At 69.3% G+C, this 17339-nt stretch carries 20 protein-coding genes; 10 read left to right on the forward strand and 10 right to left on the reverse strand.

All coding sequences use genetic code 11. The features are described from left to right. Positions 1-19: 19 nt before the first annotated feature. Positions 20-874: a DUF4743 domain-containing protein gene (locus ACWTPI_RS12665; RefSeq protein ID WP_454731790.1), complete on the reverse strand. Its 855-nt coding sequence runs from the start codon at positions 872-874 to the stop codon at positions 20-22. A gap of 66 nt (positions 875-940) precedes the next feature. Between ACWTPI_RS12665 and glpK the strand changes: the two genes are divergently transcribed. The 4 genes from glpK (at position 941) to ACWTPI_RS12685 (ending at position 5083) form a co-directional block, all read left to right on the forward strand. After that, positions 941-2527 carry a glycerol kinase GlpK gene (glpK, locus tag ACWTPI_RS12670; protein WP_454731791.1) on the forward strand — a complete coding sequence of 529 codons (1587 nt, stop codon included), beginning with the start codon at positions 941-943 and terminating at the stop codon, positions 2525-2527. Positions 2528-2614: 87 nt separating this feature from the next. Further along, complete coding sequence (locus tag ACWTPI_RS12675; protein WP_454731792.1) at positions 2615-4219, forward strand: glycerol-3-phosphate dehydrogenase/oxidase; 1605 nt, start codon at positions 2615-2617, stop codon at positions 4217-4219. A 26-nt stretch (positions 4220-4245) separates the two neighbouring features. Next, entirely contained in the window at positions 4246-4620 is a 375-nt protein-coding gene (locus ACWTPI_RS12680; RefSeq protein ID WP_454731793.1) for an MliC family protein, read from the forward strand. Positions 4621-4696: 76 nt separating this feature from the next. After that, positions 4697-5083, forward strand: a complete 387-nt coding sequence (locus ACWTPI_RS12685; RefSeq protein ID WP_020202326.1) for a hypothetical protein — start codon at positions 4697-4699, stop codon at positions 5081-5083. A 557-nt stretch (positions 5084-5640) separates the two neighbouring features. Here the strand turns inward: ACWTPI_RS12685 and ACWTPI_RS12690 are convergent. Continuing rightward, on the reverse strand, positions 5641-6048 hold the full coding sequence (locus ACWTPI_RS12690; protein WP_454731794.1) for a DoxX family protein: 408 nt from the start codon (positions 6046-6048) through the stop codon (positions 5641-5643). 136 nt (positions 6049-6184) lie between these two features. On the opposite strand from ACWTPI_RS12690, the gene ACWTPI_RS12695 reads away from it, so the two are divergent. Then, positions 6185-7072, forward strand: coding sequence for a LysR family transcriptional regulator (locus ACWTPI_RS12695; protein WP_020202323.1), 888 nt, complete (start codon positions 6185-6187; stop codon positions 7070-7072). Positions 7073-7179: 107 nt separating this feature from the next. On the opposite strand, the gene ACWTPI_RS12700 is transcribed toward ACWTPI_RS12695, so the two are convergent. Further along, on the reverse strand, positions 7180-8001 hold the full coding sequence (locus tag ACWTPI_RS12700; RefSeq protein WP_059413310.1) for an SDR family NAD(P)-dependent oxidoreductase: 822 nt from the start codon (positions 7999-8001) through the stop codon (positions 7180-7182). A gap of 135 nt (positions 8002-8136) precedes the next feature. Between ACWTPI_RS12700 and ACWTPI_RS12705 the strand changes: the two genes are divergently transcribed. Continuing rightward, positions 8137-8727 (forward strand): TetR/AcrR family transcriptional regulator, encoded by a 591-nt coding sequence (locus ACWTPI_RS12705; protein WP_454731795.1) that lies wholly within the window; start codon positions 8137-8139, stop codon positions 8725-8727. After that, positions 8724-9221 (forward strand): hypothetical protein, encoded by a 498-nt coding sequence (locus ACWTPI_RS12710; RefSeq protein WP_454731796.1) that lies wholly within the window; start codon positions 8724-8726, stop codon positions 9219-9221. The genes ACWTPI_RS12705 and ACWTPI_RS12710 overlap by 4 nt, the downstream gene beginning before the upstream one ends. 284 nt (positions 9222-9505) lie before the next feature. Here the strand turns inward: ACWTPI_RS12710 and ACWTPI_RS12715 are convergent, their stop codons facing one another. From ACWTPI_RS12715 to pdxR, 7 genes are all read right to left on the reverse strand, one after another. Further along, entirely contained in the window at positions 9506-9796 is a 291-nt protein-coding gene (locus ACWTPI_RS12715) for a hypothetical protein (protein WP_059413307.1), read from the reverse strand. 93 nt (positions 9797-9889) lie between these two features. Then, the gene (locus tag ACWTPI_RS12720; RefSeq protein ID WP_029043449.1) at positions 9890-10117 is read right to left on the reverse strand and encodes a hypothetical protein; all 228 of its coding nucleotides are present in this window, start codon (positions 10115-10117) and stop codon (positions 9890-9892) included. A 48-nt stretch (positions 10118-10165) separates the two neighbouring features. Continuing rightward, positions 10166-10381, reverse strand: a complete 216-nt coding sequence (locus tag ACWTPI_RS12725) for a hypothetical protein (RefSeq protein ID WP_020202317.1) — start codon at positions 10379-10381, stop codon at positions 10166-10168. 82 nt (positions 10382-10463) lie between these two features. Further along, positions 10464-10667, reverse strand: coding sequence for a hypothetical protein (locus ACWTPI_RS12730; RefSeq protein ID WP_020202316.1), 204 nt, complete (start codon positions 10665-10667; stop codon positions 10464-10466). Between the two features lie 71 nt (positions 10668-10738). Continuing rightward, entirely contained in the window at positions 10739-11113 is a 375-nt protein-coding gene (locus tag ACWTPI_RS12735; RefSeq protein WP_020202315.1) for a DUF5594 family protein, read from the reverse strand. A gap of 372 nt (positions 11114-11485) precedes the next feature. Further along, positions 11486-12118: an NAD(P)H-binding protein gene (locus tag ACWTPI_RS12740; RefSeq protein ID WP_454731797.1), complete on the reverse strand. Its 633-nt coding sequence runs from the start codon at positions 12116-12118 to the stop codon at positions 11486-11488. A 282-nt stretch (positions 12119-12400) separates the two neighbouring features. Next, a complete protein-coding gene (gene pdxR / locus ACWTPI_RS12745) occupies positions 12401-13951 on the reverse strand; it encodes a MocR-like pyridoxine biosynthesis transcription factor PdxR (protein ID WP_059413305.1) in 1551 nt (516 codons plus the stop codon). A gap of 171 nt (positions 13952-14122) precedes the next feature. Here pdxR and ACWTPI_RS12750 point away from each other — a divergent pair, with 171 nt between their 5' ends. From ACWTPI_RS12750 to ACWTPI_RS12760, 3 genes are all read left to right on the forward strand, one after another. After that, positions 14123-14884, forward strand: coding sequence for an SDR family NAD(P)-dependent oxidoreductase (locus ACWTPI_RS12750; protein WP_454731798.1), 762 nt, complete (start codon positions 14123-14125; stop codon positions 14882-14884). 1 nt (position 14885) lies between these two features. Next, complete coding sequence (locus ACWTPI_RS12755; protein WP_454731799.1) at positions 14886-15608, forward strand: TSUP family transporter; 723 nt, start codon at positions 14886-14888, stop codon at positions 15606-15608. A 127-nt stretch (positions 15609-15735) separates the two neighbouring features. Then, on the forward strand, positions 15736-17334 hold the full coding sequence (locus ACWTPI_RS12760) for an ABC transporter substrate-binding protein (protein ID WP_454731800.1): 1599 nt from the start codon (positions 15736-15738) through the stop codon (positions 17332-17334). Positions 17335-17339 lie beyond the last annotated feature (5 nt).

The following is a 17339-nucleotide window of genomic DNA, read 5'->3' on the forward strand; positions in this document are numbered from 1 at the left end:
TCTGTCGAGTGCGCGCCGATCATGCGCTGCGGGTGCCGGCCTCGCCCGCGGCGGGGCTCCAGCCGCGCCGCGCGAGCGTATCCAGCGTCACCAGCGTCGCGTCGACGGTCATGGCGCCATCCGCCATGATAGCAAGCAATGCCTCGGGCTCGATACGGCGGTGCTCGGCCACCTCGCCGTCGCGGTTGTGCGGCGTGAAGTCCGCCGGCAGCGGCAGGTCGTACACGTACACCGCCTCCCACTGCACGCCTTCGGGGATTTCGCGCAGCACCTCGATCACGCCGTGCGCCTCGGCGCGCCGCGCCAGCGCGGGCGGGATGCCGGACTCCTCGTCGCACTCGCGCACCAGCGTGGCGAGCGGATCGCTGCCGGCGGGCATGCCGCCGGCCACCAGGTTGTCCCACATGCCGGGGTCGACCGCCTTGGCGGCGCTGCGCCGCGAGATCCACAGCGCGCGCTCGCCGGCGATCACGCCGTTCATGTGCGAGGCGAAGGTCAGCAGGCCGAGGAAACGCGCCGCGGCGCGCTCGATCACCGCGAACGCGGGCGCCTCCAGCGCCGGCGTGACCGCGAACAGCTCGTCGCGCCAGCCGCGCACGTGGCCGGCCTCCGCCAGCCAGCGCGCCAGCGTGACCAGCGCCTCGCTGCGCGCGGCGGGCTCCGCGCGGCCCGGGAGCAGCGCCACCGTGCCGGCCACCTCATTGGCCAGCACCGCGGGCACCGCATCCTGCGCGCGCAGGATGCGCGCATGCGCGCGCGGCAGCCAGCCGACCTGCCGGCCATCCACGGTCAGCTTGAGGTGGGCCCCGGCGTCGAAGCGGCTGCGCGCCGCCAGCGACGCGGCGATGCGGGAGAGAAACGAAGTATCGGACATGAATATTGCGGGCCGCCACGATGGCGCGCCCGTCGCATGGCATCCAGGAAATCCAGGAAAAAAGGCATGACGCAAACCCAGCCCACGGGCCAGCCCCGCGGCCAGTCGCCCGGCCAGCCCCGCTACGTGCTCGCGCTGGACCAGGGCACCAGCAGCTCGCGCGCCATCCTGTTCGATCACGCCGGCAACGTGGTGCGGGTCGCCCAGCGCGAATTCCGGCAATATTACCCGCACCCCGGCCACGTCGAGCACGATCCCTACGAGATCTGGCAGTCGCAGCTGGCGGTGGCGCACGAAGTGCTCGGCGACGCCGGCGTGGCCGCCAGCCAGGTGCAGGCCATCGGCATCACCAACCAGCGCGAGACCACCGTGCTGTGGGACCGCAAGACCGGCGAGCCGGTCGGGCGCGCGCTGGTCTGGCAGGACCGCCGCACCGCGCCGCTGTGCGAGGCGCTGCAGGCCGAGGGCCACGGCGAGCTGTTCCGCGCGCGCACCGGGCTCATCATCGACGCCTATTTCTCCGGCACCAAGCTGCGCTGGATGCTGGACAACATCGAAGGCGCGCGCGAACGCGCCGCGCGCGGCGAGCTCGCCTTCGGCACCGTGGACAGCTGGCTGATCTGGCAGCTCACCGACGGCAGGCGCCACGTCACCGACGTCTCCAACGCCTCGCGCACGCTGCTGTTCAACATCCACACGTTCGCCTGGGACGATGCCCTGCTCGGCGTGCTCGACATCCCGCGCAGCCTGCTGCCCGAGGTGGCGCCGTCCAGCGGCGAGGTGGCGCGCACGGCGGCGCGCTGGTTCGGCGCGGAGATCCCGATCGCCGGCATCGCCGGCGACCAGCAGGCCGCCACCTACGGCCAGGCCTGCCTGTCGCCGGGCATGGCCAAGAACACCTACGGCACCGGCTGCTTCCTGCTGATGAACACCGGCGCGCAGCCGGTCGCCTCGCACAACCGGCTGCTCACCACCATCGGCTGGCAGCTCGGCGGCGCCGCGCCCTCCGCCGCGCGCACGCAATACTGCCTCGAAGGCGGCGTGTTCATGGGCGGCGCCACCATCCAGTGGCTGCGCGACGGCCTGCAGATCATCAACAGCGCGCCCGAGGCGGAGCCGCTCGCGCGCCAGTGCGAGGATACCGATGGCGTGGTGCTGGTGCCGGCCTTCGCCGGCCTCGGCGCGCCGCACTGGGACCCGTTCGCGCGCGGCACGCTGGTGGGCATCACGCGCGGCACCGGCCGCCCGCATATCGCGCGCGCGGCGCTGGAGTCGATCGCGCTGCAGAGCGTGGACGTGCTGGACGCCATGCAGAAGGACGCCGGCATCGCGCTGGCCGAACTGCGCGTGGACGGCGGCGCCTCGCGCAGCGACCTGCTGATGCAGATGCAGGCCGACCTGCTCGGCACGGTGGTGGTGCGCCCGCGCGTAACCGAGACCACGGCGCTGGGCGCCGCCTACCTGGCCGGGCTGGCCACCGGCTACTGGAGCGGCGAGGAAGAAATCGCCAGCCAGTGGCAGGTGGAGCACCGCTTCGAACCCAACCTGTCCGCCGACGCGCGCGCCTACCGCCTGTGGCGCTGGCACCGCGCGGTGGAGCGCGCGCGCGACTGGGCGCGCGAGGACGGCGCGCCGCCGCACGCCGCCGGCTGACCGGCCCGCCCGGACAACCCAGAGCCACATCGCCACATCGCCACACCGGGCCGAACCGCCCCAGGCAACCGCATCAGACAAGGAATCATGCAGACACTGTCCTCCCCCGCCCTGCCGCCCGACCGCGCCGCGCTGCTCGCCACGCTCGAGCGCGAACCCAGGTGGGACGTGATCGTCATCGGCGGCGGCGCCACCGGCCTGGGCACCGCGGTGGACGCCGCCTCGCGCGGCTACCGCACGCTGCTGGTGGAAGCCGCCGACTTCGCCAAGGGCACCTCGAGCAAGGCCACCAAGCTGGTCCACGGCGGCGTGCGCTACCTGGCGCAGGGCAACATCAGCCTGGTGCGCGAGGCGCTGCACGAGCGCGGGCTGCTGGCGCGCAACGCGCCGCACCTGGTGTGGCCGCTGGGCTTCGTGGTGCCGGCCTACCAGTTGTTCGACCAGCCCTTCTACGGCATCGGCCTCAAGGTCTACGACCTGCTGGCCGGCGGCCTCAACCTGTCCGGCAGCCGCTGGCTCAACCACCGCGAGACGCTGGCCGCCGCGCCCACGCTGGCCGAGCACGTGGGCGGGCGCCCGCTACGCGGCGGCAACCTGTACTTCGACGGCCAGTTCGACGATGCCCGCCTGGCCATCGCGCTGATGCGCACGCTGTTCGACGTGGGCGGCACCGCCGTCAACTACATGCGCGTGACCGGCCTGTCGCAGAAGAACGGCGTGATCGCCGGCGTCACCGTGCAGGACGTGCTCAGCGGCGCCAGCTTCGCGCTCGAGGCCGGCTGCGTGATCAACGCCACCGGCGTGTGGGTGGATGCCATCCGCCAGATGGAGGACGGCCAGGCGCGCGGCATGGTGGCGCCGAGCCAGGGCGTGCACCTGACGCTGCCGCGCAGCTTCCTGCCGGGCGAGCGCGCCATCCTGATCCCCAAGACCGACGACGGCCGCGTGCTGTTCGTGGTGCCGTGGAACGGCCACACCATCGTCGGCACCACCGACACGCCGCGCAAGGACCTGCCGCTGGAGCCGCGCGCGGGCGCCGACGACGTCGACTTCATCCTGGAAACCGCGGCGCGCTACCTGTCGCGCACGCCCACGCGCGCCGACGTGACCAGCGTGTGGGCCGGCCTGCGCCCGCTGGTCAAGGCCACCGGCGAGGCCTCCACCGCCTCGCTCTCGCGCGAGCACACCATCCTGGTGTCCCGGGGCGGCCTGATCACCGTCACCGGCGGCAAGTGGACCACCTACCGGCGCATGGCGCAGGACGTGATCGGCACCGCCATCGAGCGCAAGATGCTGCCGGCCGCGCCGTGCGTGACCGCCGACCTGCCGCTGCACGGCGCGCGGGGCCTGCCCGCCGACCTGCCCGCGGCCGGCACCGGCTCGCCCGACCGCTACTACGGCAACGAGCTCGCCATGCTGCGCGCGCTGCCCGGCACGGACGAGATCCTCGTGCCCGGCTCCGGCCTGAGCGCCGCCCACGTACGCTTCGCCGCGCGCTTCGAGCTGGCGCGGCGCGTGGAAGACGTGCTGGCGCGGCGCAACCGCGCGCTGTTCCTCGAAGCCGGCGCCGCCAGCGCCGCCGCGCCGCGCGTGGCGCAGATCCTGGCCGAGGAGCACGGCCACGACGCCGCCTGGCAGGCCGCGGAGGTGGAGAGCTTCCGTTCGCTGGCCAGCGGTTATATGCTGTCGTGACGCCCGCACGCCAGCCAGGAGCCGCCATGCCGCCGCGCTTTCCAAAGCATTGCCTCGCCGCTGCCCTGGCCTGCACGCTCGGCCTGGCGGCGCTTCCGGCGCAGGCCCGGCCCGGCATCGACGGCGTGCGCTTCGATGCCCCGCGCACGGTGCGCTACCGCTGCGACGAGGGCAGGCAGCTCACTGCCCGCTATTTCAACGGCGCGGACAACCAGATCGCCATCCTGCGCCTCGACGGCGAGCCGCCGCTGCTGTTCGTCAGCGTGCTGACCGGCTCCGGCGCGCGCTACGCGCACGGCATCCACCAATGGATCACCAAGGGCGACGAAGGCCGGCTCCAGGACCTGACCCGGGGCGACGACGCGCCGCCCGCCTACGCCAACTGCAAGGCGGTGAAATAAGCCTCCCGCCGCACGACATTGGTCGCCGGGGCTCCCGCTGAGCGATAATGCGGCTTATCGAATCAGGGAGAACACCATGGACGAGATTGACGATCTGTCCGATCTGCCGATGCCCCGCTTCATCTGGGGTTTCGCCATCTTCACGCCCAAGGGCGGCGAGGTGATGCATGACGAGTTTGAATATCTGACCCATACCCGCAGCCCGCGCTTCACCTGCCGGGTGGTGGAACTGGAAGACATGCCGGCCGACAGCGAGGAAAACGGCATCGACGGGCGCATCGTGCATTACGACGAGCCCGGCCGCCTGTTCTACATCACCGACGCCGGCCTGGCGCTGGTGAACTTCGAACTGTTCGACAGCCTGCCGGACAAGAACAAGCTCAAGAAGGTCTGCGACGAAGCCATCACGAACTGGCTGCTGCGCCGCGATTTCCTCGAATCCGAGGAAGACGAAGAGGACTGAAGGACCGGGCCTCGCCGCCGGCGAGCGCCTGCCTCGACCGGCAATGACGGCCTCCCGGCCGCCGTTGCCGGCGCCACGCCCGCCGCCATCCCCCTCCGGCCGCCTTCCGCCGCCTTCCGCCGCCCCGGATTTCCCCGCCTCCCGGCAAGTCAGCCCCCTCCTACATGGCAAGGGGAAACCGCCGGACACCGCCCGCGAGACCCGCCCCCTACAGTGGAGTCGTGGAAACAGCGAAAAAGGAAGGAAATCATGCCCTACGTTCTCGCCTGGCTGCTCGGTGTCCCGGCCTTCGTGCTGCTGCTGATCTGGCTGTTCGTGCACTGATCGCGCGCCGGCGCGCGCGGCCTGCCGCGACATGAAGCGGCCAGCCCCTGAAAACGAAAGCGCAGCCCGCGGGCTGCGCTTTTTGCCAGTGGGCTTGCCGTTTTGGCGATCAAGCCTCGGTGGTGGTCGTCCCTTTCCCGAATCCCCGAGCCTCCGCAACGGACCAACGGACACCCCCGGCAGGCGCGGGAGCAACGCCGCCGCATCGACCGTTTAGCCTTCGGCCTGCGCGTTCAGCGCACCCGGCGCGACGGACGCAGAGCGCAGGGGCCATCGCCCAGCAAGATGAAGGCGACCAGGGCGGTCGCCCAGAACGCGGGATATTCCCAGCCGCCGCCCTTGTTGTTGAACTCCCAGCCGAGCTTGCCATGCACCACGGCAATGGTGCCCAGCAGTTCGAACACCAGTGGTACGGCCACCCAGCGCGCATAGACGCCGAAGATCAGCGCCAGGCCGCCCAGCAGCTCCAGCGCGATCGCCAGATAGGCCATCAGCGGCGGCAATCCCAGCGAGCCGAAATAGCCGACGAAACCGGGCACCGTGAAGACGAATAGCTTCACGCTGACGTGGGCCAGGAAAGACGCGCCAAGCAGGAGGCGGAGCAATAGCGCCCCGTATGGAGCTGTTTTGTTGTCCAACATGATGAATGGCATCTTGATGAAGAAGATGCCGTCATAGTGAACCGTCCCAATATGTTCAAATATAGCTATATTTGGACATCGACCACACAAAAATGAACAGCCACCCGGCAAGTCCTGCCCAGCGCGGCGACTCCCCATGAAAGACCTCGACTGGAATGATCTGCGCCACCTGCTGGCCATGGCGCGCGGCGGATCGGCGGCGGGCGCGGCGCGCGCGCTGGGGGTATCGCACGCCACCGTGCTGCGGCGCCTGCACGTGCTCGAACAGGAGGTCGGCACGGCGCTCTTCGACCGCCTGCAAACCGGCTACGTCCCCACGGACGCGGGCCAGCGTTTCATCGACATCGGCGAGGCATTCGAACGCGCCCTCACCGGGGCCCGGCGCGAGGTGGAAGGACAGGCCGCGGGCCTGGCCGGCCCGGTACGCTTCACCACAACGGATTCCCTCGCCGACGGCATCCTGCCGGACATCCTGCGTGCCTTCCACGAACGGTTCCCGGCAATCACGGTGGAAATGCGCATCACGAATGCCCGGCTGGATCTGGACCGGCGCGAGGCCGACGTGGCCTTGCGCCCCACGCACGAGCCGCCGCCCGCCTGGGTCGGCAAGCCTTTGGCGCGCATGGACTGGGGCTTGTATGCCGCGCCGGCCTCTATCCGGGCACGCGGCCATGAACCCGCCGGCCAGGCGTGGCTGCTGCCCGACGGCCATCTCGCGCAAGGGCCGATCGGCACATGGCTGCGCGAGCGTATCGGCAATGCCGCCGTCGCCGCCACTGCCGATTCATTCGTGGCGCTGCGCCGGCTTGCCGAAAACGGAACCGGAGCGACCGCACTGCCCTGCTTCATGGCGCACGGCACGGGCCTGGAATTGCTGGAATTTCCGCCCCGGCGGCTTTCGCCCAGCCTGTGGCTGCTGACGCACCCGCATCTGCGGCACTCCGGCCGGATCCGAGCATTCATGGATCACGTGGCGCAGCAGATCCGGGGCTGGCGCGAGCGCCTGGAGCCAAATAATGGGTAGGAGCATGCCAACGGGCACCCGCGCGCGCTGCGCTTTCGTCGATAGGATGCCGACGGGCTCGCCCGCGCCAGCGTCTCCGCCGACTCGTTATCCTGGCGAGGCGGATCTCAGCCCTGCGCGGCGGCGGAGACTGTCTCCCATTTCGTCCAGCCATCCAGCCGCGCGGCATAGCATTGGCGTACCAGCGGCGTCAGACCGCCCATGATGAAATGCAGCGGCGGATCCTCCGCGTCGACGACCTTGAACAGTGCTTCAACCGTCGCCGACGGATCGCCGAACATGGCCGGGGTAAGGGTTGCCGCGAGCTGCGCCCGCATGGCGTCATATTCAGGCATGGGCCTGGCCTGCTTCATCGAAGACTGGCTCATGAACTCGGTGTTGAACGGACCGGGCTCGATCATCGTGACCTTGATGCCGAATTCCGCGACTTCCTGGGCCAGCGTTTGGCCCAGGCCCTCGACGGCGAATTTCGTCGCCTGGTAGATGCCGCCCAGCGGGAATGTGATCAGCCCGCCGACACTGGTGACGAGCAGGATGTGTCCGTGCTTTTGGGCACGAAGCAACGGCAAGGCCGCCTGAATGACGGCCAGCGTGCCAAGGACATTGGTTTCGAAGTTCGCCCTCGCTTCATCGAGAGCGGTCTCTTCAACCGCGCCCATCAACCCATTGCCCGCATTGCTGATCACGAGGTCGATCTTTCCGAAGTGTTGATGCGCCTTGTTGACGGCGGCGACGACTTCCTGCTGACGCGTGACATCCATCGTCAAGGTCAACAAGGCGTCGCCAAACCTTTCCTTGAGGTCCGCGAGCGCGTTGGCGTCGCGCGCGGTTGCCGCCACCCGGTCTCCGCGCCGCAGCGCGCCCTCCGTCCAGATACGGCCAAAACCGCGGGAAGCTCCTGAGATGAACCAGACTTTCGACGCTGACATGGGTAACTCCTTGGTTGGGTCAGGGTTGACCGCGCCATCGAACATGATGACATTTTCGGTCCAAGTGTCAGTTTACTATATTGACATTACTTGTCAATATGTCAGAATACAGCCATTGATCCTGAGTCCTCCTCCATGAAAAGAACCGCCCCGACAGACCCCGCGCGTACCCGGCAGGTCATTCAGGCCGCGATCGACGTGTTCCTTCGCTATGGCTACGTGCGCACGACGATGGCCGACATAGCCAAGTCGGCCGGGCTCTCGCGCCCCAATCTCTACCTGTCCTTTCCCGACAAGGAGAGCGTCTTCCGGGCCGTCATCGAAACGATGGTCACAGCCAAGTTCGAGGACATCAAGACCGGGCTGGGGAAACGCTCGGGTCTTGAGGCAAAGCTGCGCTTTGCGTGCGAGAGCTGGGGTGCGGAGGGCTTCGAGATGGTCCTGGCCAATCCCGACGCCAAGGACATGTTCGACATCGGCTTCCCCCCGGTGCTTGAAAGCTATTTCGCCTTCGAGGAACTCCTGGCCGACATCCTGGGGACGTCCGTCGAACTCTCCGGATTGAAGGTAAAGGCGCCCGAACTGGCCCGCGTCATCGTCTTCGGCATGAAAGGATTCAAGGATGTCGCCAAGGACGGCAAGGAAATGCGCAGGATGATTGCCGCACTCATCGAAACGGTCACGGCCGCGTTGAAGTCAAGCGATGCCCAGGGAGGAAAGAGATGATCGACGTTGTCGATGGCTACTACAGCTCCGAGCGCATGGGCGCGGCGATCTGCTTCGGTTTGTCACTGGTTGCGGTGGGATCCGGCGCATACCTGGCGAGAACATCGGTCGGCATGCTCTACGGCATGGGATGGTCGCTTCTGATCGCGGGAGGACTCGTTCTGCTGGCAAGCGGAGCGTACTTTGCGGGCCTGGGCAGCAATCACGCCAGGTTCTCCGCCCTGCTGGGCACCGATCCTTCACAGTTTCTTGTGCAGGAAAGCGCCCACCTGACGGGCGCCATCGAGAGTCTGCGCAGGGTGATCTACGGTGAAATGCTCATCGCACTCACTGGCATCATCCTCGCATTGGCCGGGCATATCCGTGAGACACCCATCCTGACCGGCGTCGGCCTTGGCATGGCGCTCGTCCTTGTCCTGCTTACGGGATACGACTCGTTGAACCGCAGCCGCGCGAGCGGCTATCACCAGGAGATCCAGGCAGTTTCGCGGTAACGCCCGGAAGCCGGGCAATCCGGTTGCGGCGGCAATGTCCCTCGCGGCCCGCGTCGGCTCGCGCGGCGTCGCTGGCAAGTCGCGCGCAAGGACGACGCTGCCCGCGCTGCCCGGCCAGGGATTGCTGCCGTCAGGCCGATGGCCCCGCACCCGGGGTTGTGCCGCATCGACCAATGAAAAACGCCCGCTGAAATGCAGCGGGCGTTTTTCATTGCGGGCGGGCCGGTGGCCAGCGCGTTCGATCCATCACACGTGCCGGCCGCGTGGCCGCGCGGCGCAGCAGTTCAGGCCTCGGCCGAAGCGGACGGCGCGGGCAGGCCGCGCTCCAGCGCTTCCTTCAGCAGTCCGCTCATGCCGTCCGGATGCGCCACTGCCAGCGCCTGCAGGCGCTTGACCAGCTCGCCGTCGAGCTTGCAGGCGAACGGCACCAGGCCGAGTTCCTGGTCGAGGCGGCGCTGCTCGCGGCGGTCGACCTTCGGCTGGGCGCCTTCGCGCGCGGCCCGGACGGCGGCACTGTGCTTCAGGCTGTTGGCAAGCTTCAGCCCTTTGTTCTTTTCGAGGTCGGTCTTTTTCACGGCAGGTTCGCTAGAGTCGGTCTGGGGCGGTATTGTACGCACCTCGGCGCCGGCGGGACCGGACGGCAGCCGCGGGAAACGCCACGGGCAGCGCTATGCCTCGCCGCGCACCTCGATCAGCTCCGCCGCCACGCGCTCGATCTCGGCGTACACGGGCAGCGCGGCATCGGGTCCGGTGCAGCCCACCCCGCTCGCGCCCGCGGCATCGGCGCCGGGCGGCAGGAACACGAAGGCCATGCCGGGCCGCCAGCGCGGATCGCTCTTCAGGCTCTCGTTGAGGATTGCCAGGTACTGGCTGCGTGTGAACACGTGCTTTGCCATCTTCGCCTCCGATGCGTTGTCCGGATCGTAGCATGGCCGGCAGGCCACTCAGGCGGGCTCGATGGACCAGCCCGGCCCCTTGCCGTTCTTGTCGCTCTCGTGGCGCCAGCGGCAGCCGCAGTCCGCGCAGGTGTAGGTGGCGAAGGTGATCGCGGGCTCTCCGCGCGGCTTGATGCGCTGCGTGTCCGTCAGCAGCAGCCGCGGGTGTCCGGTGCCGCCGGTCGAACCGGGCCGGATCTGCGCGCACGCATCGCAAAGCGTCATCGTTGCTCCCGCGCCCGGTGCGCGTGGCCAGGGCGGCCGGCGCGACCGGCGCGGGCACGATTGCCCGTACCGCGGACGGCCGCTATCGGTCTTCCGCCATCGCCTTGAGCTGGGCGTCGCCAGCCACGCGCGCGGCGTCCGAAGTGGTGAAAGTATCGTCGGAGACGATATTGCGCTTGACCAGACGCGCATCGAAATCGACCAGCGTGATCACCCATACATAGCGGCCGGCCTGCGGCGCGGTCTGGACGATGGCCTGCAGATGCGGCGTGGAATCCTTGGACATGATGCTCCTCCGGAGAACGCATCCGGCAACTGTAGCACGAGCGCCCGCCGGTGGCCGCGCGCGCGGCGTGCTCAATGCTCGAAATCGAGGCCGCCCAGCAGCACGGTCTCCTCGGCCTGGGAGCGCGTGCCGAGATCGATCTGCCGCGGCGCCTGCCACGCATGCAGCTTGCCGGGCAGCGCGGCCAGGTACAGCGCGAACTTCTCCTCGCCGCCGGTGGCGAACAGCGCCTCCACCTCGAGGCTGTCCCACGACAGGTAGATGTTGAGCGGATGGGCGAAGCGCCGCACCCCTTCGAACGGCTCGCCGTAGACGTGCAGCCGCGCGGGGCTCTGGCCGCCGTCGAGCTCGGCGTGGATGCGGTGCCTGAACAGGCCGGCGATCGTCTCGGCGATGCGGGGGGCGAACTCGGCATCGAAGCGTGCCGCGGCATTCTCATGACTCACGTATTTGTCTCTTCCCGGTTTTCAGCGGGATCGTAGCACGCGGGCGCGCCCGCCCAAACTCCGGTTGACCCGCGCCACCGCCGTCCTATACTGAAGGTCTGCCGACTGAGACACGCCGCAGCAAAGCGAAGGTAGGTCGGAGAATGGCCACGCTCGCCAGCAAGGCAGCAAGGCCGAGCAGGCCGATTAGGCCTGCACGTCCGAACCGGATCCTGGTGCGTTTGCCGACCCGGTTCGGATCCCTTTTTCCCGCCTGGCGCATCGGCCCGCATGGCGCGTCGACCCGCATGGCGCGTCGACATATCGGCCGGGCCAAGAAAAAAGCACCTTCGCGAAGGTGCTTTTTTCATGGTCGCCGGCCGCGCGGCGCGGTCACGACAGGTCCCGCGACGTGATCATGCGCTCGCCGGGCAGCGCAGCGGCGACCGCAGCCACGAGCGCCCTGGCGATATTGGCCGCGGGATTGATGCGCAGGCCCCGCGGCAGCACCGGGCGAAGCAGCGCCGCGAGCGGGAATATTATGCGCTCGGCAAGGCGAAACTCGTCGCGCTCGCCGCCGATCATGCCCGGGCGCACGATCGTGAGCGATTCGAAGCCGATCGCCCGGATGTCTCTCTCGACCTCGCCCTTGGTCCGGCAATAGAACAGCGGTATGGACAGCGACGCGCCCGGGGAGGAAACCAGCGCGAAGGCGCCGGCCCCCTGCTGGCGGGCCAGTTTCGCGAAGGCCACCGGCAGCACGTAGTCGACATGCCGGAATGCCGCCTTCGAGCCGGCCTTGCCGATCGTGGTGCCCATCGCGCAGATCACCGCGTCCACCGGCCACCGCGCCATTTCCGGCAACAGCGCCTGCAGATCGGACGAGACCGGATTGTCCAGCTTGGGATGGGCGGGCAAGGCACGGCGCGTCGGCGCGATGACCGTTTCGATGCTGCCGTGCTCCAGCGCCTGCCGCAGCGCGTTCCGGCCGACCAGCCCGGTCGCCCCCAGGATCAGTACCTTCATCGTGGGCCGCGCCCGGCAGCCGCGGCCCGCCCGCCTGTTGCCGTCACGCCCGGGCCGCGCTCCGGCGAAACGGCAAGACCGCCGCGGGCGAGCGGCGCCATGCCTGCATTCCTGGCTGTGGCCACGGCATGTGCCTCATGAGTGGTTGGATGAAGGCGGACATGATGCCCTGCGCCGGGAAAAAGATCATTCATCGCATCCTTTCAACTCCGTTCCATCTGCATCAACTATCGGCGCCTCCGCACGAAGCAGGCCGTACGGCATCGATGCAGCGCGCCGGCGTCATGCCGCCCCGCGCAGCCCGATCTCGCGCACGCGGCCCTGCGGCGACACCAGCCGCGCGAGTTCGCGGATGCCGGGCTCGATCCGCTCGAGCGGAATCGACGAGAAGCCGAGCCGCAGACTGTTGCATGGCGGCGCGTCGGCGAGATAGAACGGCTCGCCCGATTCGATCAGGATGCCGTGCGCCATCGCGGTGCGCCTGAGCTGGCCGGTGTCGACGTGCCCGGGCAGCATGCCCCACAGCGCGGAGCCGCCGGGCGGCGCGGCGAAGCGCATGTCGCCCAGGTGCTGCCGGACCGCGTCGCACAGCGTGGCCGCGCGCGTGGCCAGGGCCTCGCGCATGCGGTGCATCAGCCGGTCGTAGTGGCCGTGCTCGATGAACAGCGCCGCCGCGAGCTGGTTGTTGGCCGGCGGATGCCGGATCATCAGCCGCCGCAGCCGGCGCAGCTGCACGATCACGGCGGCGGGCGCGACCACGTAGCCGATGCGCAGCCCCGGCGAGAGCGTCTTGGACAGGCTGCCGACGTAGATCACGCGCTCGTCGCGGTCGATGGCCTTGATCGCCGGCAGCGGCTGTCCCGCGTACTGGGTCTCGGCATCGTAGTCGTCCTCGATCAGCACGCCGTCGCAGCGGCGCGTCCAGTCGAGCAGCGCGAGCCGGCGCTCGGTGGTCAGCGTCACGCCGGTGGGGCACTGGTGGCTCGGCGTGCAGTACAGATAGCGGCAGTCGCGCAGCGCCGCCTCGTCGGGCACCACGCCGTCGGCGTCCACCGGCAGCCCGGCAAGGACCGCGCCGCGCCGCAGGAAGATGTTGCGCGCGTCCATGTAGCCGGGGTCCTCCACGGCCACGCGCGTGCCCGGCCGGATCAGCAGCTCGGCCAGCAGGAACAGGGCCTGCTGCGCGCCCACGGTCATCAGGATCTCGTCGCGCTTGGCGGCGATGCCGCGCCGCGGCAGCACGCGGCGGATCAACTGGTCGACCAGGGAGTTGTCGTCGTTGTCGATGGCGTCGGGCGCCCAGCCGCGGATCGCGCCGACGTCGAGCGCGTGGCGGCTGCACTCGCGCCAGTCGGCGATCGGGAACAGCGTGGGATCGAACTGGCCGTACAGGAACGGGTAGCGGTAGCGCTGCCAGTCGTGCGGCTTCTCCAGCCACTTGGCGTCGGCGGCCACGCCGTGCATGCGCGCCTGCCACTGCACTGCGCTGGTGCCGCCCGGCGCCGCGGCGGGCGCGCCGTCCCCGTCGCGGGGCAGCGCCTCCACCGCCGGCGAGGCGTAGCGATGGGTCACGTAGTAGCCGCTGCGCGGCCGGTTCTCGAGGTAGCCGTCCTCGGCCAGCCGCTCGTAGACCAGCACCACGGTATTGCGGGAAATGCCCAGCATGTCGGCCAGCTCGCGGCTGGACGGCAGCCGCGTGCCCGGCGTCACGCGGCCGTCGAGCACCGCGTTGACGAGGTGCGTGCGCAGCTGGCTCTGCAAGGTCGGCCCCTCGCGCTCGGGCGCGGGGAACAACTGGTGCCACATCAACTGGTGAACGACAGCACTGCGCATCACAACCCCGACTGGTACGATCGAAAACCACCACTGGCATTAACCATGCCAGCCGGACGCGCGGCAACATGGCGCCACATCGTTACCGAGTGAGCCCATGCCGCCGATTTCCCCGCATCACCCCGCCTTCGCGGGCACGCCATCCCGTCCGGCACGCGCGGAGGTGCCGCGATGATCGTGCTGATCACCGGCGCCTCCGCCGGATTCGGCGAGGCCATCGCCGAGCGCCTGTGCCGCGACGGACACACCGTGGTGGCCACCGCGCGCCGCGCCGACAAGCTCGCGGCGCTGGCCGCGCGCTGCGGCCCGAGGCTGCATCCGCTCGCGCTCGACGTGCGCTACAAGGCGGAGGTCTTCGCCGCGGTGGCCTACGTCACCGAGACCGTCGGCCCCATCGACGCCCTGGTCAACAACGCCGGCCTGGCGCTGGGCGCGGGCCCGGCGCACGAGGCCAGCCTCGAGGACTGGGAGACCATGATCGACACCAACATCAAGGGGCTGCTGTACCTCACGCACGCGGTGCTGCCCGGCATGGTGGCGCGCGATCTCGGCACCATCGTCAACCTCGGCTCCATCGCCGGCACCTACCCCTACCCCGGCGGCAACGTGTACGGCGGCACCAAGGCGTTCGTGCACCAGTACAGCCTGAACCTGCGCGCCGACCTGGTCGGGCGCAACGTGCGCGTGACCTCGATCGAGCCCGGCCTGAGCGGCGGCACCGAGTTCTCGCTCACGCGCTTCCACGGCGACGCGCAGCGCGCGGCCGGCGTCTACGCCGGCACCCAGGCCCTGACGGCCGAGGACATCGCCAGCGCGGTCAGCTGGGTGCTGGCGCAGCCCGCGCACGTCAACGTCAACACGATGGAGCTGATGCCGACCTGCCAGGCGTTCGCCAACTTCGCCATCGCGCGCGCGCCCGACGCGCAACGCTGACATGAACGCCTCCGCCTTTGCCGTGCTGGCGGCGGTCACCGCCGTCGCCGGCATCGCCAAGGGGCTGACGGGCTTCGGCGCGGCGCTGATCATGACGCCGCTGTTCGCGCTGGTGGTCGCGCCCGCGCAGGCCGCGATGCTGACGGTGCTGCTGCACGGCCTGACCGCCTGGCAGGGCATCCGCGCGTGCCGGCGCCGCGTGGCCTGGCGCAAGGTGGCGGTGCTTGCCGCCATCGCGCTGTGCGCGCATCAACTGGCGCTGCTCGGCCTCGGCCGCGTGGAGCCGCACCTGCTGCGCCGTGGCATCGGCACGCTGGTGCTGGTCATGGGCGTGATGGCGCTGCTCGGGCTGCGCATCCGCCACGGCGGCGGCGCCGTCGCCACCGGGCTGGCGGGCGTGGCCAGCGGCGTGTTCACCGCGCTGGGCGGGCTGGGCGGCCCGCCCGTGGTCTATTACTTCAGCGGCCAGGGCACCATCGACGCCTCGGTGCGCGCGAACCTGCTCGCCTACTTCATGCTGCTGTTCGCCGGCGCCTCGCTCGGCCTGCTCGCGCAGGGGCGGCTGGACCTGCCCACGGTGCGCGCCGGCGCGCTGCTGGTGCCGTTCTTCTGCGCCGGCGCGGTCGCCGGCGAAGCACTGTTTGCGCGCCTGCCGTCCGCGGTGTTCGCCCGCGTGGTGCAGCTTGCACTGATAACGATCGGCGCGTTTTCGGTGCTTGGCTGAGCGCGCATCCGGTGCACGCGGCGCGCGCCGGTGCTGGAGCCATCGATCCTCCGCGTTGGCTCTACGTCGGAGGCAATCGCCTCTCTTATCGTGAACCCTGCCACCTATCCAACGGAGAAAAAGCGACATGACCGGATTTGCCCCCTTCCTACCCAGGTTGCGCCACGCGCTGATGGCTTGCGCGCTATCCGCCGTGGCCGTGTGCCAGGCCGTCGCCGCGGACACGCCCAAGCCCGGCGGCACGCTGGTGATCGGCACCACGCAGTCGCCGCGCCACCTGAACGGCGCCGTGCAGTCCGGCATCGCCACCGCCGTGCCCTCGACGCAGCTGTTCGCCAGCCCGCTGCGCTTCGACGACAAATGGAATCCGCAACCGTACCTGGCCGAGTCCTGGAAGCTCGCCGAGGACGGCAAGTCGCTCACGCTCAACCTGCGCCACAACGCCGTGTTCCACGACGGCAAGCCCATCACCTCGGAGGACGTGGCGTTCTCCATCATGACGATCAAGGCCAAGCATCCGTTCCAGAGCATGCTGGCGCCCGTGGAGAAGGTCGACACGCCCGACGCCTACACCGCCGTCATCCGCATGAGCCAGCCGCACCCGGCGATCCTGCTGGCGATGTCGCCGGCGCTGTGCCCGATCCTGCCGAAGCACATCTACGGCGACGGCCGCGAGATCACCACGCACCCGGCCAACTCCGCCGGCGTGGTGGGCTCGGGCCCGTTCCGCTTCGCCGAGTTCGTGCCGGGCCAGCGCATCGTGCTCACGCGCTTCGACAAGTTCTTCCTGCCCGGCAAGCCGTACCTGGACAAGATCGTCATCACGGTCAACTCGGACGCGCAGAGCCTGGCGCTCGGCATGGAGCGCGGCGACATCCAGCTGCTGCCCTACGAGTCCGTCTCGACCGACCTCAAGCGCCTGCAGAACAACCCCAACCTGACGCTCACGCGCAAGGGCTACGAAGGCGTGGGCGCGCTGAACTGGCTGGCCTTCAACCTCGATCGCAAGCCGCTGTCCGACGTGCGCGTGCGCCACGCCATCGCCAGCGCGATCGACCGCAACTTCATCGTCAAGGCGCTGCACAGCGGCTTCTCCCAGGTCGCCGACGGCCCCATCGTGAGCAGCAGCCCGTTCGCCACCACCGACCTGCACCGCTATCCGTACGACCTCAAGCAGGCCGAGCAATGGCTCGACGAAGCCGGCTACAAGCGCAACGCCGGCGGCGAGCGCATGACGCTGACGATCGACTACCTGCCCGGCACCGACGAGCAGCAGAAGAACGTGGCCGAGTACATCCGCACGCAGATGAAGAAGATCGGCGTCACGGTGCAGGTGCGCGCCTCGGCCGATTTCGCTTCCTGGGCCAAGCGCATCTCGGCGCATGATTTCGACATGACGATGGACAACGTCTTCAACTGGGGCGACCCGGTGATCGGCGTGGCCCGCACCTACATGTCCACCAACATCAAGCCGGTGGTCTGGACCAACACGCAGTCGTACCGCAACCCGAAGGTGGACGAGCTGCTCAACACCGCGGCCGGCACGCTCGACGCCACCAAGCGGCGCGCCTACTACGCGACGTTCCAGAAGATCGTCACCGACGACCTGCCGATCTTCTACATCAACACCACGCCGTACCACACCGTGGCCAGCAAGAAGCTGGGCAACCTGCCCACCACCATCTGGGGCCCGGCGTCGCCGCTCGACGAGGTCTACTTCAAGTAGGGACG

Source organism: Cupriavidus ulmosensis (genome assembly GCF_977008105.1).

What these genes read in the sequence shown, in the direction of transcription:
- pdxR (WP_059413305.1), bottom strand. Translation starts at nt 13,951, where the DNA reads ATGCGCAGTGCTGTCGTTCACCAGTTGATGTGGCACCAGTTGTTCCCC.
- ACWTPI_RS12750 (WP_454731798.1), top strand. Translation starts at nt 14,123, where the DNA reads ATGATCGTGCTGATCACCGGCGCCTCCGCCGGATTCGGCGAGGCCATC.
- ACWTPI_RS12755 (WP_454731799.1), top strand. Translation starts at nt 14,886, where the DNA reads ATGAACGCCTCCGCCTTTGCCGTGCTGGCGGCGGTCACCGCCGTCGCC.
- ACWTPI_RS12700 (WP_059413310.1), bottom strand. Translation starts at nt 8,001, where the DNA reads ATGTCAGCGTCGAAAGTCTGGTTCATCTCAGGAGCTTCCCGCGGTTTT.
- ACWTPI_RS12675 (WP_454731792.1), top strand. Translation starts at nt 2,615, where the DNA reads ATGCAGACACTGTCCTCCCCCGCCCTGCCGCCCGACCGCGCCGCGCTG.
- ACWTPI_RS12695 (WP_020202323.1), top strand. Translation starts at nt 6,185, where the DNA reads ATGAAAGACCTCGACTGGAATGATCTGCGCCACCTGCTGGCCATGGCG.
- glpK (WP_454731791.1), top strand. Translation starts at nt 941, where the DNA reads ATGACGCAAACCCAGCCCACGGGCCAGCCCCGCGGCCAGTCGCCCGGC.
- ACWTPI_RS12705 (WP_454731795.1), top strand. Translation starts at nt 8,137, where the DNA reads ATGAAAAGAACCGCCCCGACAGACCCCGCGCGTACCCGGCAGGTCATT.
- ACWTPI_RS12690 (WP_454731794.1), bottom strand. Translation starts at nt 6,048, where the DNA reads ATGTTGGACAACAAAACAGCTCCATACGGGGCGCTATTGCTCCGCCTC.
- ACWTPI_RS12760 (WP_454731800.1), top strand. Translation starts at nt 15,736, where the DNA reads ATGACCGGATTTGCCCCCTTCCTACCCAGGTTGCGCCACGCGCTGATG.
- ACWTPI_RS12685 (WP_020202326.1), top strand. Translation starts at nt 4,697, where the DNA reads ATGGACGAGATTGACGATCTGTCCGATCTGCCGATGCCCCGCTTCATC.
- ACWTPI_RS12710 (WP_454731796.1), top strand. Translation starts at nt 8,724, where the DNA reads ATGATCGACGTTGTCGATGGCTACTACAGCTCCGAGCGCATGGGCGCG.
- ACWTPI_RS12740 (WP_454731797.1), bottom strand. Translation starts at nt 12,118, where the DNA reads ATGAAGGTACTGATCCTGGGGGCGACCGGGCTGGTCGGCCGGAACGCG.
- ACWTPI_RS12725 (WP_020202317.1), bottom strand. Translation starts at nt 10,381, where the DNA reads ATGACGCTTTGCGATGCGTGCGCGCAGATCCGGCCCGGTTCGACCGGC.
- ACWTPI_RS12730 (WP_020202316.1), bottom strand. Translation starts at nt 10,667, where the DNA reads ATGTCCAAGGATTCCACGCCGCATCTGCAGGCCATCGTCCAGACCGCG.
- ACWTPI_RS12665 (WP_454731790.1), bottom strand. Translation starts at nt 874, where the DNA reads ATGTCCGATACTTCGTTTCTCTCCCGCATCGCCGCGTCGCTGGCGGCG.
- ACWTPI_RS12720 (WP_029043449.1), bottom strand. Translation starts at nt 10,117, where the DNA reads ATGGCAAAGCACGTGTTCACACGCAGCCAGTACCTGGCAATCCTCAAC.
- ACWTPI_RS12680 (WP_454731793.1), top strand. Translation starts at nt 4,246, where the DNA reads ATGCCGCCGCGCTTTCCAAAGCATTGCCTCGCCGCTGCCCTGGCCTGC.